Source organism: Helicobacter macacae MIT 99-5501 (assembly GCF_000507845.1).
In the GTDB taxonomy this organism is placed as follows: Bacteria; Campylobacterota; Campylobacteria; order Campylobacterales; family Helicobacteraceae; genus Helicobacter_B; species Helicobacter_B macacae.
Window position 1 is genome coordinate 968,362 of sequence record NZ_KI669454.1, and the last position, 12,801, is coordinate 981,162.

Annotated in this window: 14 protein-coding genes; 7 read left to right on the top strand and 7 right to left on the bottom strand. The window is 40.2% G+C overall.

Annotation, left to right across the window (positions count from 1 at the left end; translation table 11 throughout):
• Positions 1-128: 128 nt before the first annotated feature.
• From rny to HMPREF2086_RS04280, 5 genes are all read right to left on the bottom strand, one after another.
• Positions 129-1,703 (bottom strand): ribonuclease Y, encoded by a 1,575-nt coding sequence (gene rny, locus HMPREF2086_RS04255; protein ID WP_034560347.1) that lies wholly within the window; start codon positions 1,701-1,703, stop codon positions 129-131.
• The gene (locus tag HMPREF2086_RS10735; protein WP_023927537.1) at positions 1,618-2,520 is read right to left on the bottom strand and encodes a 5-formyltetrahydrofolate cyclo-ligase; all 903 of its coding nucleotides are present in this window, start codon (positions 2,518-2,520) and stop codon (positions 1,618-1,620) included. The genes rny and HMPREF2086_RS10735 overlap by 86 nt, the downstream gene beginning before the upstream one ends.
• A 24-nt stretch (positions 2,521-2,544) precedes the next feature.
• Positions 2,545-3,885: a hemolysin family protein gene (locus HMPREF2086_RS04265; protein WP_023927538.1), complete on the bottom strand. Its 1,341-nt coding sequence runs from the start codon at positions 3,883-3,885 to the stop codon at positions 2,545-2,547.
• Between the two features lie 564 nt (positions 3,886-4,449).
• Complete coding sequence (locus HMPREF2086_RS04275; protein WP_023927539.1) at positions 4,450-5,109, bottom strand: outer membrane beta-barrel protein; 660 nt, start codon at positions 5,107-5,109, stop codon at positions 4,450-4,452.
• A 299-nt stretch (positions 5,110-5,408) separates the two neighbouring features.
• Positions 5,409-6,980: an inorganic phosphate transporter gene (locus HMPREF2086_RS04280; RefSeq protein ID WP_023927540.1), complete on the bottom strand. Its 1,572-nt coding sequence runs from the start codon at positions 6,978-6,980 to the stop codon at positions 5,409-5,411.
• A 363-nt stretch (positions 6,981-7,343) separates the two neighbouring features.
• Between HMPREF2086_RS04280 and rpsP the strand changes: the two genes are divergently transcribed.
• From rpsP to HMPREF2086_RS04315, 7 genes are all read left to right on the top strand, one after another.
• Positions 7,344-7,577 carry a 30S ribosomal protein S16 gene (gene rpsP / locus HMPREF2086_RS04285; RefSeq protein WP_023927541.1) on the top strand — a complete coding sequence of 78 codons (234 nt, stop codon included), beginning with the start codon at positions 7,344-7,346 and terminating at the stop codon, positions 7,575-7,577.
• A gap of 305 nt (positions 7,578-7,882) precedes the next feature.
• Positions 7,883-8,131 (top strand): KH domain-containing protein, encoded by a 249-nt coding sequence (locus HMPREF2086_RS04290; protein ID WP_023927542.1) that lies wholly within the window; start codon positions 7,883-7,885, stop codon positions 8,129-8,131.
• Complete coding sequence (gene rimM, locus HMPREF2086_RS04295; protein WP_023927543.1) at positions 8,124-9,059, top strand: ribosome maturation factor RimM; 936 nt, start codon at positions 8,124-8,126, stop codon at positions 9,057-9,059. The genes HMPREF2086_RS04290 and rimM overlap by 8 nt, the downstream gene beginning before the upstream one ends.
• A 79-nt stretch (positions 9,060-9,138) precedes the next feature.
• Positions 9,139-10,128: a tRNA (guanosine(37)-N1)-methyltransferase TrmD gene (trmD, locus tag HMPREF2086_RS04300; RefSeq protein ID WP_023927544.1), complete on the top strand. Its 990-nt coding sequence runs from the start codon at positions 9,139-9,141 to the stop codon at positions 10,126-10,128.
• Between the two features lie 3 nt (positions 10,129-10,131).
• Positions 10,132-10,485, top strand: coding sequence for a 50S ribosomal protein L19 (gene rplS, locus HMPREF2086_RS04305; protein ID WP_023927545.1), 354 nt, complete (start codon positions 10,132-10,134; stop codon positions 10,483-10,485).
• A gap of 147 nt (positions 10,486-10,632) precedes the next feature.
• Positions 10,633-11,109, top strand: coding sequence for a YbgC/FadM family acyl-CoA thioesterase (locus HMPREF2086_RS04310; protein WP_023927546.1), 477 nt, complete (start codon positions 10,633-10,635; stop codon positions 11,107-11,109).
• A gap of 47 nt (positions 11,110-11,156) precedes the next feature.
• Positions 11,157-11,405 carry an HP0495 family protein gene (locus HMPREF2086_RS04315; protein ID WP_023927547.1) on the top strand — a complete coding sequence of 83 codons (249 nt, stop codon included), beginning with the start codon at positions 11,157-11,159 and terminating at the stop codon, positions 11,403-11,405.
• Positions 11,406-11,533: 128 nt separating this feature from the next.
• Here the strand turns inward: HMPREF2086_RS04315 and HMPREF2086_RS04320 are convergent, their stop codons facing one another.
• Positions 11,534-12,058 (bottom strand): DUF3972 domain-containing protein, encoded by a 525-nt coding sequence (locus tag HMPREF2086_RS04320; protein ID WP_023927548.1) that lies wholly within the window; start codon positions 12,056-12,058, stop codon positions 11,534-11,536.
• A gap of 216 nt (positions 12,059-12,274) precedes the next feature.
• Entirely contained in the window at positions 12,275-12,778 is a 504-nt protein-coding gene (gene purE / locus HMPREF2086_RS04325; protein ID WP_023927549.1) for a 5-(carboxyamino)imidazole ribonucleotide mutase, read from the bottom strand.
• Between the last annotated feature and the right edge of the window lie 23 nt (positions 12,779-12,801).

Genomic DNA, 12,801 nt, shown 5'->3' on the forward strand with positions numbered 1-12,801 from the left:
TTTTTGATTTTTTATTTATGTCGTTTTTTGTCGCTTTTTCATTTTCCCGATTATATTGCAAAATCCTTTTACCACAAATTCTTTAAGAATCAAAAATCACTTAAAAATCTTGCCTTGACTTAAAAAACCTAGTGGGCAAATTCTACTGCCCTCACTTCGCGTATCACGCTTACTTTGACTTCGCCGGGATAGTTTAGATTTTTCTCTATTTCTTTGGCTATATCTTTTGCAAGCACTATGCTTTGAGAATCGTTTATCACATCTGCGCGCACTATCACTCGTAGTTCTCTACCCGCATTTATCGCATAAGCCTGCTTTACGCCTAGTTTGTCATTAGCGATTTTTTCTAAGTCTTGCATACGATTTAGGAAGCTCTCTAGCACCTCCCTCCTAGCTCCCGGACGAGCTGCAGAGAGTGTATCTGCTGCGCACACCGCTGCTGCTTCTACACTCTCAAATGGCTCATTTCCGTGGTGGCTCATTATCGCATTTATCACTACGGGGTGTTCTTTGTATCGTCTGCATACTTCCGCGCCCAAAGTTACGTGATTGCCACCACCATTTTCGATAGTGAGTGCTTTGCCTATGTCGTGGAGTAGTCCTGCGCGTCTTGCTAGCTTCTCATCGCCACCAAGCTGTGCGGCGATGATGCCTGCTAGGTTTGCTGTCTGTATAGAATGCCCCAAAGCATTTTGCCCGAAGCTCGCTCGGTAGCGTAGCTTGCCAATAAGCCTTATAATCTCTGGATGCATATAGTCAAGCCCCAAATCAAGCACCACGCTTTTGCCCTCCTCTTGCACTTCAGCGTCCATTTGCGCTTCGATTCGCTCATAGACTTCCTCAATTTTGGCGGGGTGGATTCTGCCGTCTTCTACAAGAGTGTTTATGGTTTTTACTGCAATGGTTCTGCGGTAGAGATTAAAGCTGCTTAATATAATCGTAGCTGGCGTATCATCGATGATGACATCTACGCCACTTTTTAGCTCTAGGGCTTTGATATTGCGCCCCTCCTTGCCTATGATTCTGCCTTTCATCTCATCATCTGGCAGTGTTATGACATTGATAAGTCGCTCGGAGGCAAACTCGCCCGCATAGCGCGTGGTGGCTTGAGCTAGGATAAAGTTTGCGATTTTTGCAGCTTCTTCTTTTGCTTCCTTTTCGTATCGGCGGATAAGATGTGCTTTATCATCTATTAGCTCATCTTCTAGGTTTTTTAGAAGCATTTGCCTTGCTTCCTCTTTGGTAAGGCCTGTGTAGTGGCTAAGAGTTTTATTTAGCTCCTCAATTTTTTCAAGGTATTGTTGCTGGATTTTTAGCTGGCTATCTTTTTGGAGGGATAGATTGTTTAGCTCTAAAGTGATTTTTTCTTTTTCTTTTTTTAAGTCAGCTGTCTCACGCTCTAGCCTATCTTTTAGTCGATTTTCTTTGCACTCAAACTCATAAGCCTTGCGCTTTAGTTCCTCATTCATACTATGGACTTTGCTTTTGTATTCTTGCTCAAGCTGGAGCTCACGCTCCTTTGCCAAAAACTTTTGCTTATCAAGCAGAGCTTGCGCTTCTAGCTCGATAGCACGGGCTTTTGCTTTTGCTTGAGTGAGTAGATGAGTAGAATCCAAGCTAGCGATTTTTCGGCAGATAAAAAATACCACCGCCCCTACTAGCACCCCGAAACCTAAAAAACTTATAAGAATTGTCCAAGACATTATAAAAACCTTTTTTTTGTGATTTTGCAAATTTATAGCTTAAATACATATCTGCCCTAATGTCGAAATCCTCGCACAAAGGGAGTTTGGAAATGTATAGATTTTGGCTTACAAATACTTTACATATTTTTTGTGTTTTGCACATTTTGTGCTTAGGCTGTTGTTTGGGTAGGCTTGCAAATACCCTATCATACATTCCTTTTCCCATACCGATTCGTGCATAAAATTTATCAATCCCAAGTGCTGGGATAAGCGCGAAATCAATGCGATTTGGCACATAAGAGCTAAGGTGTGGCTCAAAAATCCCTAATGTATTTTTTACTAAAGGCAAGCGATATAATAACATTTTAAAGTTAAGTCCCTTTATAGTTGGCAAAAAAATTCGTTTATTTTTGTTTTTTTTAAGTTTTTTAAGGAGTGGGAGGATATTTGCTTCAAAAGGCAGTGGGTAAAAAAGCAGTATATTTTTAAATCGTTTTTGGGACAAAATCTTTTCTAGCAATGAATTTAAGTGGCGATGAGAATATGAAATAGGACGAGAATCTGCACAAAATCTAGAGTAACTAGAATCTGTGCTAGAGTCTTTGCAAAAATGCTCGTTGGATTTTGGACTAGATTTTTTAGCAGATTTGGTGCTAGATTTTATCCTAGATTTTAGGTTGGACTTTATCGCCTCTCTAAAGCTATATTTTGTGCTAAAAGAGCAAGATTCTAGCGTGCAAAATGGCAGATTTTGTGCGGGCAAATTTTTTGCGTAGAGATTTGATTTTTGCACTTTTTGCGCTACCTGCTCTACTTGTATAGCTTGATTTTGCATCGCTTGATTTTGTGCTACTAGATTTTATGAGTTTTTGGCTTCTTTAGATTGCTTAGTAGATTCCTCGATTTTTATCACCTTTAGCCGTTTGATTCTCGCGCCGTCCATTTCTAGCACGACAAATTCTATCCCCTCTTGCTTGATAGTATCGCCCACCATAGGCAGTCGTCCAAGTAGATTAAACACATAGCCACCGATAGTTACTTGCTCTAGCTCTCCTTGAAACTCTATCCCCATAAGCTCCTCCACACTTTCCAAATCAAGCATACCATTGACTTCATACACGCCATCACTTATGCGCTTTGATTCTTGGTTTTTCATATCGTGTTCATCGGTTACATCGCCCATCACTTCCTCTATGATGTCCTCCATTGTCAGCAGTCCTGCTGTGCCGCCGTATTCATCGATGACAAGGGCTATGTGGATTTGCTCTTTGTTCATAGTGGTTAGGATTTGTGAGATTCTAGCTGTCTCTGGGACGATAATCATTTTGCGGATAATGCTCTCTAAGTTTGGCTTAGATTTGGATTCTGCCGAGCTGATAAGCAAATCTCGTATGTGAATCATACCGATGATATTGTCTTTGCCACTTTTGCAGTAGGGATAGCGCGTGTGGTTTGTCTGCTTGATGATTGTGATATTTTCAGCATAGCTAGATTCTGCGTTTAGGCATACCATATCTTTGCGTGGTGTCATTATCTCTTTTGCGATAGTCTCGCTAAAATCCACCGCATTTTTGATGATTTCGCCCTCATAAGAGTCGATGAAGCCACCCTTTAGGCTCTCACCCACGATGATTTTTAGCTCCTCCTCAGAGTGAGCGTTTTCTTCCTCACTTGCAGGTGTGATATGAATCTGTCGTAAGATAAATGCAGCTAGCGCGTCAAAAAGCTTGATGATAGGATAAAACGCCACAGAGAAGTAGTATAGAGGATATGCTACAAAGAGCGCGGATTTTTCGCTTTTGGCTATGGCGATTGATTTGGGCACGATTTCGCCTAGCACTACGTGCAAAAGTGTGATAAGAGTAAAAGCTATGAATACAGCTATGCTGTGGATAAGAAGCGGATTTTCTCCAAAAAAGTGTGTAAAAGGAATCGCCACAAGCCTAGCTAATGCTGGCTCGCCTATCCACCCAAGTGCGAGCGAAGATAGCGTGATACCTAGCTGGGTAGCAGAGAGGTAAGAATCTAGTCGCTTAGTGATGTCTAGTGCTAATTTAGCCCTTTGGCTATTTTTTTGTAGCTCCTCTAGCTTGGAGCGGCGCACTTTGACAATCGCAAACTCTGCGACAACAAAAAAGGCATTTAATAACACAAATATGACTGCCAAAATCAGCATAAAAACCGAATGGGACGGGTCCAAAGTCTCAACTCCTTAAGAAAACCTAGCTAGCATTTAAACGCAATGTAGATAATGCTACAAAAAATGCAAATTAGGTTTTGGTAGCTTCTAGTTTGCTAGCTAGGTTTTTTGGATTTTATGAAATTTTTTGTGAAATCCAAGAATCTAGCAAAGCCCAAATCACTAAATCAAGCCTAAAACGCCCAAAACCCCAAAATAAAGTCAGGACAAATCAAGCTATCTTAAAAAACCTTATAAAAAACAAATTCAGTGGATTATAGCACTAAATACTTAAAATCTAGTTAGCAAATATGTGATTCTAAATTTTTAAGCAAGTTTTGAGAGTTTTGATATGTAAAGATTAGTGTTTGAATTTGTGATATTTTTGGTATTTGTATAGAATGAAGTTTGTATGAGTGGGTAAAAAAAGCGCAGAATCTATTTTAAGCGTTTTTAGATTTTGCAATCACTAGGTTTTAGATTTCCTAAAACCTAGTGATTTTCGCAATCTCTAAGTGCCATCTGTTTTTATAAAACTAGATTTTGCAAAACATTAGGCACTAGAATGATTTTATCTAAAAACAATTAAAAGCTATAAGTGTAGCGGACATTTAGACTCCAAGTGCTTCGCACTGAATAGTTTAATGATTCCGATGCTCCACTTGTTGGGTCTTTTATGCTTAAATCCGCGATTGTAGCAGGTAGAAATGGCACTCTTGCTACTGCTTCTACTCCGTGATGCTTGGCTAGATTTGCCCGCAAGCCTACATTTAGGGCGACATCAAATGTCGCAGCAGGTGTGCTTACATCTACATTTGCTCCAGCCTGTTTGGCTGTATCTGCGGATTGCTTTATGGCATTTCTTTGATTTTTTATATCTGGTCCTGTGAGCGAATTTGCTCCAAGCCCTATACCCAAAAATCCACCGATGTCCATATTTTCAGTGCTTAGGAAGTTGCCTAGAAAATCCACATTTACGCCGTAGTTGAATAGATTTGCAAAATTAGTGTCAGTTCCACCAGTGCCGTTTGAAATATTAACTTCGCCACGCGTGTGATTGAAATTCGCATACGCACGGACACCTAGTTGAGGCGTGAAAAAGTATTTATACCCCGCTACTACACCATAACCAAAACCATTTCCTTTGGTTGTGCTTTTTCCATTCCTAGCTGCTTCTTGGCTATCTGTTACAGAGTATTCAAGATTAAATCTACCGAAAGTTGCCTCGCCTGCTTCTACACCCACAAATGCGCCACTAGATTCTGCATTTGCAAAGCTAGCTAAGCCTATAAGTAGTGGAGTGCCTAAAGCTAATCGCTTTACGCCTTTAACGAGAGAGAGAGAGAGAGTTGCTCAAAGATGAGCGAAGTTTATCGCGTGAAGCGAATTCCGTTGTCTTACCATTGTCTTGCATTGTTGTCTCCTTTGAACTTAAAATTTTAATGCAAGCTGGCATTATATATGATTTTATTTAATGTCTTAACAAAAAAAAAAAAACGCAAATTCCCTCCAAAAATCCCTACAAATCCCCCCAATCTAAGAATCTACCCATCGATAAATATTACCTTAAACACGATAAATACAAATCCCCCAAGCACAGCAGAAGCGGGCACGGTTATTACCCAAGAAGCGATGATTCTGTTTATCTCACTGCGTTTGACTAGCTCGTGCTTGTAGAATTTCTTTAGCTCTTTTTTCTCTTTGCTTGTTAGCTCAAAGTTTGGATTTTTTGTCTTTAGGCTTTCTAGCATTTGGGCTTTTTGCTTGACATTCGCTTTGGCAAAAGTCTTTAGAAATTCTTCGGCTACCTTTTGGTCTTTGCCTTTGTGTGCTTTGATGATTTGCTCGCACATTTCAAAGTATCTTCCCTTGATATATTCGCGCAAAAATCCCACCCCGATAACTGCGCCAATAGCGATATGTGTAGAGCTCACAGGCAGTCCTAGCGCACTTGCTAGTAGCACTGTGATAGCCGCACTCATAGCGATACAAAAAGCACGCATTCTATCTAGCTCGGTTATCTCACTGCCCACTGTTCTTATTAGGCGAGGACCATAGAGTGCCAGCCCTAGTGAAATCCCAAGTCCACCGATAAGCATAATCCAAAATGGCACGCTAGCCTTGCTATTTATATCGCCACCGCTTAGTGCTTCATTTATCGCAGCGAGCGGACCTATGGCGTTTGCCACATCGTTTGCGCCGTGCGCGAAGCTAAGTAGTGCTGCAGAAAAAATCAATGGAATCGTAAAGAGCGTGTTTATGGATTCTTTGGTGTTTTGGAGAGTAGAGGCTTTTTGGCGGATAAAAGGCGTGGTTACAAAATACACCACGATAGCCACAAATAGTGAGATAAGCCCCGCTTGCAGTGGGCTAAAAGAGTATAGCTTAGAGAATCCTTTCAGCAAAAGATACGCACCAAATGCCCAGCTCATCGCAAACACTAGCAAGGGCACGATTTTTTTTGCTGCTTCTTTTTTGTCCTCTTTGTAAGTGATAGTTCGCTTTATAAATACCAAAAATATTACCGCTATGATTCCGCCCATAACAGGTGAGATAACCCAGCTAAGTGCTATTCCTCCTAGCACCCACCAATTTGCCGTAGCCACGCCACCAGCGACTACCCCCGCTCCTAGCACACCACCTACGATAGCGTGCGTAGTAGACACAGGAGCACGCAAAATCGTAGCCAAATGCACCCAAATAGCCCCCGATAGAAGCGCAGCTAGCATAACAAACAAAAAGATTTCAGCATTTGCGATTTTTTCAGGAGCGATGATATCGGATTTTATCGTGCTTACGACATCTCCACCTGCTAGAATCGCGCCACTTGCCTCACAAATCGCAGCGATGATAATCGCACCTGTAAGCGTGATAGCCTTAGAGCCGACAGCAGGTCCTACATTGTTTGCTACATCGTTTGCGCCGATATTCATCGCCATATACGCACCCACAAGCGCAGCAAACGCAAGCAAAAGTGGCTGTGTAGAATACCCCAAAAGCGATATAATTACCACGCTAAGCATAAAAAAGCACACAATGCCGATTTTTACGCGCTCTACTTGATTGTCCTTGCTACTTATGCCTTCTTGAATCTTTTTGACATCTCTTATATCCATTGTGCGCTCCCCGCAAGTCTTATGTAGATTTTGAAGAAAACTTTTTCAACACATTTTTTAGAAAATCCGCTAGAGATTTATATGTGGATTTTAGTGATTTTTGATAATCCCTAGCAAAATCCTTACATAAAATCTAAAAGCAAAAATCTAAAAAGTGCGCATTCTCCGTTTTTCTCCGTTACTGAAAATGTAGTAAAAAAATATCTATTTTTTGTTAAGAATGCAGAAACAAAAAAAAAAAAAAACGGACATTTTTTATGCGTGGCTTGGATTTTGGTTAGAAAAACGCTTGATTTATATGAATTATTTGCTATAATTTGCGCTTTGTTTTATCAAATCTTACTTTAGATTGAAGGAGTAGCAATGGCAACGGTTATACGACTCACACGAATGGGGCGCAAAAAAAAGCCTTTTTATCGCGTTGTAGTAACGGACTCTCGCAAGAGACGCGATGGAGGCTGGATAGAATCTATCGGGTATTATAATCCGCTTGTAGAGCCCGCACTCATCAAAATCGACACCGAGCGATTATCGTATTGGAAAAGCGTGGGGGCAAAGATGAGCGAGCGAGTAGAAAAACTAGCAAGCGCGAAATAAAGCCAAGCTAGCGTGGATTTCGGTGAAATCAGCGAAATTCGGCTAGATTTAGCAAAATTCAGTGTTTTTGGGATTTTTGGAGGTGGTTTTATTTCTAAATAAGCGTGTTTTATAGCGCAATATAAATTTTAGGGGGATTTTGGATTTTCTTGTATTTTTGGTGGAGGGTAAAATAGGGGATAAGTCGCGGATTTGGTTTTTAAGGGGATTTTATAGAGTTTGAAAGTTTGGAAAAAATAGCGAATATTTTTAAATGCTAAATTATTTCAAATAATCAAAAATACTACATTATCAAAGAGTAAAAAATGATAGAGAAATTTCTAGAAAGCTATGTCAAAAAAATCGTGGCATATCCTGAGCAAGTCGCAGTAGAGAGTCGCTTGCTAAAAGATGAAAATATGAAGTTGCTTGATGTTTTTGTCGGGGTGCAAGATATGGGGCGTGTGATAGGCAAGGAGGGCAAGATGATAGCCGCTCTTAAGACTTTCGTCTCTGGGGGCAAAGCAAAAGATGGGCTGACTTATAAAATCACTGTCCACCCAAATAATGAGTAACCAAAATAAAAACCACACTAGAGAATCCTCCTCTTTAAGCGAGAAAGACAAGCATTTTTTAGAATCCTCACATTCTAAAAAGTCCAAAAAAGAAGCAAAAAGTATAGATTCTGCAGAATCTAAAAATGTCGCAAAATCCGCAAAAAGTATAGATTCTACAAATATAGATTTTGCAGAATTTGTAGAAGTTGGCAAGATAGGGAAGTTAAGCGGACTAAAAGGCAGGCTTTGCTTTTGGCTTAGCGGGGATTTTGAGGAGTTTTTATCTCGTGGGATAGAAGTGCAAGTAAGGCTTGCAAACGAGCTAGAATCCCTAAAATCCAAAAGGGAATCAAAAATACAATTCCCAAAAATTACCAAAGATTTTGGGAGTATGTATTTAAATGTGGCAGAATCTAAGGAATTTGCCACTACTATATTTACCCATACTCCGCTCACTCTCATAGTAAGCTCTTTTATCAAAAAAAACGATAAATATTTCATCGAGTTTGAGGGAATCACTTCTGCAGATAGTGCCAAGCAACTTGTAAATGCCAAAATCTATGCGACAAAAGCACAGAGTAGAGAGCATTGCAAGCTAAAAAAAGATGAGTATTTCTACTTTGATATTATCGGGCTAGAGATTATCGAAGAGGGCGAAAATCTAGGCATTGTGCGAGATATTGAGCGCATTGGCAATGTTGATTATTTCATAGTGGAAGTGGCTGATAATCTTGTGTCAAATATCGCTATGAAATCCGCACAGCACAAACTCGACAAATCAAAAAATATCACAAAATCTACAAACCCAACCCCAAAATCCACAAAAAAACAAAAAAAACCAAAAACATTCCTTGTGCCTTATATTGATAGATTTGTCCTAGAGGTTTGCTTGCAAACGGGTAGGATTTTTACCAAAAACGCCAAATCTATCCTAGAGCAAAGCTAGGAAATCAGTGCAAAATCTAGTAAAATCTACAACACAAGCAAGCAAAAATAGCGCAACAAAGCCGTAACAAAGGGTAAAAATGCACTTTAGTTTTTTGACACTTTTTCCCCAACTCGTTGAGGGATACTTCAGCGATTCTATCCTTAAAAATGCGCGAGAAAATGGACTAATCAGCATTGAAGCGATACAAATCCGCGATTTTGCTACAAACGCTTATAAGAGCGTAGATATGCCCCAAATCGGCGGTGGGGCAGGGCAAGTGATAAGCTATGAGGTGCTTAGCCGTGCTATCTCATCACTGCAAAAAACAACAAACCAAGACGCTAGACAAAATCAAGCACAGATTCCACAGCAAGATTTTGCGTTAGATTCTACGCAGGATTTTGCACAAGAGTGCATACAGTCTACCAATCAAGCCACCGATAAAAATACTTCAAAAAGCAAAAACACCAGCAAAAATGCTAGCAAAAATACTGACATAAATATTTGCAAAACAGCGCGTCCGCATATTGTTTTTCTAACTCCTTGTGCCAAGCCATTTACCCAAAATGACGCAAAAAGGCTAGCAAAAAAACCTCATATCGCCTTTGTTTGTGGTCGTTATGAGGGTATCGATGAGAGGGCGATAGAGGTATTTGCCGATGAGGTGTTTTGCATAGGGGATTTTATCCTCACAGGTGGCGAGCTAGCCGCGCTATGTATGTGTGATAGTATCGCTAGAAATATTAGCGGTGTGCTTGGCAATAGCGAGTCTTTGCAGGGGGAGAGCTTTGAAAACTATCTGCTTGAAGCCCCTGTATTTGCGCGACATATCAAGGGCGAGAAGATTTTGGATAGCCCTCTTACAGATTTTTCTACTGCAGATTTTGGGTTTTCTTGCCAAACAAGCACGAAAAATGATAAAAATTTTGTAAATTTTATCGCCCCTTCAGTGTATTCAAAGGGAAATCATAGTAAAATCAGCACTTTGAAAAATGATTTGGCAGTGTGTAAGACACGCTATTTTCGTCCAAATCTCTTTGAAAAATGGAAAATCCACAATCCAAATAACCCCAAAAAGAAAGGATAGACAATGAAAAATCGATATATTGAGAACTTTGAAAAATCTCAAATCGGGGATAAAAAAGTCCCACAATTTAAGGCAGGCGATACCATTAAGCTAGGCATTCGTATCGTAGAGGGGGATAAAACAAGAATCCAAAATTTTGAGGGCGTGTGTATCTGCATCCGTGGCAATGGTGTGGATAGCACTTTTACCGTTCGCAAAATCGGTGCAAACAATGTCGGTGTAGAAAAAACTTTCCCACTTTATAGCGATAGCTTGGAAAGCATACAAGTGCTACGAGTTGGACGCGTGCGCAGAGCAAGGCTGTATTATCTGCGTGATAGAAAAGGTAAAGCAGCTAGAATCAAAGAAGACCGATAGTAGCTGAAGTGTTACTTAAGAGTGATGATTTGCATAGATTCTGTCGAATCTATGCAAGTTGATTGCAAAACTTTGTATATCAAGTTAATGAATTAGTCCAAGAAATCAAGTCCAAATTCTTATCCACAAATACTTGGTAAAGCCTATATGCGAATACGAATCTACTATGAGGATACCGATTGTGGCGGTATCTTGTATCATACAAACTATATAAAATACTGCGAGCGTGCTAGAAGTGAGCTATTTTTCTCGCGAGGGCTATTGCCTTCTCAAGCAAGTGCGGGGTTTGTAGTGAGTGCTATGGAGGCGAAGTTTTTAGGCTTTGCTAGGCTAGGGGATATGCTAGAAGTGCGCTCAAAACTTACAAAACTCGGCAAAGTCCAAATAGTCCTACTCCAAGATATTTATAAACTATCTCATTTAAGCGTGCTAGATTCTAGTGCGAATATTCTAGAATCAGCGCAAAAATCCACTCAAAAAAAGCAACCTGATAATTCTAGTGAAGAAAAAATATTTAGTGCGCAAGTGCGACTAGGCTATGTAGATGTAGTAAGCCAAAAACCCGTAGCGATTCCAAAGCATTTAGAGCAGGTATTTTTAGAGCTAGGTAATGATATACATTGAAGCGTAAAAAAATGTGAAAGTGTGAGAAGCATTAAGCAGGAGCGAGTATGAAAGGCAAGCCAGAGATTAGCTACCCTTGTGTGTGGGAATATCGCATAATCGGCGAAAATGCCGAAAAAATCAGCGAAATCGTAGGCGAGATAATGCAAACTCCCTATCGCTTAGAATCCAAAAACCGCTCATCAAAAGGGCGATTTGTATCTATGCACTTAAGCACGAGTGTGGATAGCGAGGAGTATCGCAACGAGATTTTTTCCCTCCTTAGCTCCCACCCCGAAATTAAAATGGTTATTTAGCTACAAAAACAAAAAATCAAATGCTTTTTTGCAATTAGCTATTGAGTGCAAAAGCCTATTTTTATCCAAAGTTTTTTATGATTTTTCTACAATTCCACATAAAATTTACCAAAATCCACAAGAACTATCTACCCCTTAGCATTTCCCAAGTCTGCGACTTTTCCCCACATTAGCCGATATTTGCGCTTCATAAATTCTAGTTCTTCTCTAGCGTGGCTTAGCTCTTCGCGCATCACTTCTATCGTTTTTTTGTCATCGTCATAGACTTCCTGCATAGAGATTAGTGCGTCTTTTAGGAAGCTATTTTCACTTTTAAAGGCGGCTATGGTTTCATCTTTTGCACTAATGACTTTGTCGTGCAAGCCCATAATAGTGTGAATCGTGCGCTCTACAAACACAGGGTCATAAGAGCTACCATTTGCTTCTGCGGAAGTAAGCCCTGTTTGCACGCGCTGCACTAGGGCATTTGAGCTACTCTCTGCTTCGATTAGTCTGCGTCCGTCCTCCTCCTTGCTTGTGATTAGTCCATTTTCTATCATTTCTAAAACTCTCTGTTCTTCTAAGCCAGAGAGTTTTAGAAATTCGCTAAATTCTATCCAAGCCTTTGCAGATGCGGGGGTTGTAGAAGTGCTTGTGGGTGCGTTGGATTCCATTATATTCCTTTGCATTTGTGCTTTTCTAAGCCAATGTATGCAAAAATTATTCCTTAAAGATTCTCTCCAAAAACTCAAATCAAACTAGATAAACTTAAAATATTGCAAAAGACACTACAAAAATTCTTATCAAAGTTTCTTATATTTTTTAGCAAAAAATCAAAAAGTGCGAGGCGCAAGAAAAAAACTAAAAAAGCTAAAAACACAAAAACTTATCTATTTTGAGCTAAGCAAAACCTCTATTGAAGCAGAATCTTGTGCGACTTTTTCTTGCTTTTCTAGTCTGTCTTGTCGAAGTTTTTGCGCTAGATTTTCATCATTTAGGCTAAGGATTTGCGTGGCTAGATATGCTGCGTTTATCGCACCTGCCTTGCCTACTGCCATAGTTGCCACAGGCATAGATGATGGCATTTGCAGGGTTGAGAGGAGGGCATCAAGCCCATCTAGGATTCCACCTTTTAGTGGCACACCGATTACGGGCTTTGTGGTTTGAGAGATTATCGCGCCTGCTAGATGAGCTGCCATACCAGCCGCACCGATAAACACTTGCGCCCCACGAGATTCTGCGTCTTTTATGTAGTCGTGCGTGCGCTGTGGGCTTCTGTGTGCCGAAGAGATAAGCACTTCATAGCGCACACCAAAGCTATCTAGCACTTTTAGACATTCGCTCATTACCTCATAGTCGCTTTTGCTCCCCATTATGACGCTTACAAATTTCATTTTCTCTCCATTAAATATTTTTG

What these genes read in the sequence shown, in the direction of transcription:
- rny (WP_034560347.1), bottom strand. Translation starts at nt 1,703, where the DNA reads ATGTCTTGGACAATTCTTATAAGTTTTTTAGGTTTCGGGGTGCTAGTA.
- HMPREF2086_RS10735 (WP_023927537.1), bottom strand. Translation starts at nt 2,520, where the DNA reads ATGCAAAATCAAGCTATACAAGTAGAGCAGGTAGCGCAAAAAGTGCAA.
- HMPREF2086_RS04280 (WP_023927540.1), bottom strand. Translation starts at nt 6,980, where the DNA reads ATGGATATAAGAGATGTCAAAAAGATTCAAGAAGGCATAAGTAGCAAG.
- rpsP (WP_023927541.1), top strand. Translation starts at nt 7,344, where the DNA reads ATGGCAACGGTTATACGACTCACACGAATGGGGCGCAAAAAAAAGCCT.
- HMPREF2086_RS04290 (WP_023927542.1), top strand. Translation starts at nt 7,883, where the DNA reads ATGATAGAGAAATTTCTAGAAAGCTATGTCAAAAAAATCGTGGCATAT.
- rimM (WP_023927543.1), top strand. Translation starts at nt 8,124, where the DNA reads ATGAGTAACCAAAATAAAAACCACACTAGAGAATCCTCCTCTTTAAGC.
- trmD (WP_023927544.1), top strand. Translation starts at nt 9,139, where the DNA reads ATGCACTTTAGTTTTTTGACACTTTTTCCCCAACTCGTTGAGGGATAC.
- rplS (WP_023927545.1), top strand. Translation starts at nt 10,132, where the DNA reads ATGAAAAATCGATATATTGAGAACTTTGAAAAATCTCAAATCGGGGAT.
- HMPREF2086_RS04310 (WP_023927546.1), top strand. Translation starts at nt 10,633, where the DNA reads ATGCGAATACGAATCTACTATGAGGATACCGATTGTGGCGGTATCTTG.
- HMPREF2086_RS04315 (WP_023927547.1), top strand. Translation starts at nt 11,157, where the DNA reads ATGAAAGGCAAGCCAGAGATTAGCTACCCTTGTGTGTGGGAATATCGC.
- HMPREF2086_RS04320 (WP_023927548.1), bottom strand. Translation starts at nt 12,058, where the DNA reads ATGGAATCCAACGCACCCACAAGCACTTCTACAACCCCCGCATCTGCA.
- purE (WP_023927549.1), bottom strand. Translation starts at nt 12,778, where the DNA reads ATGAAATTTGTAAGCGTCATAATGGGGAGCAAAAGCGACTATGAGGTA.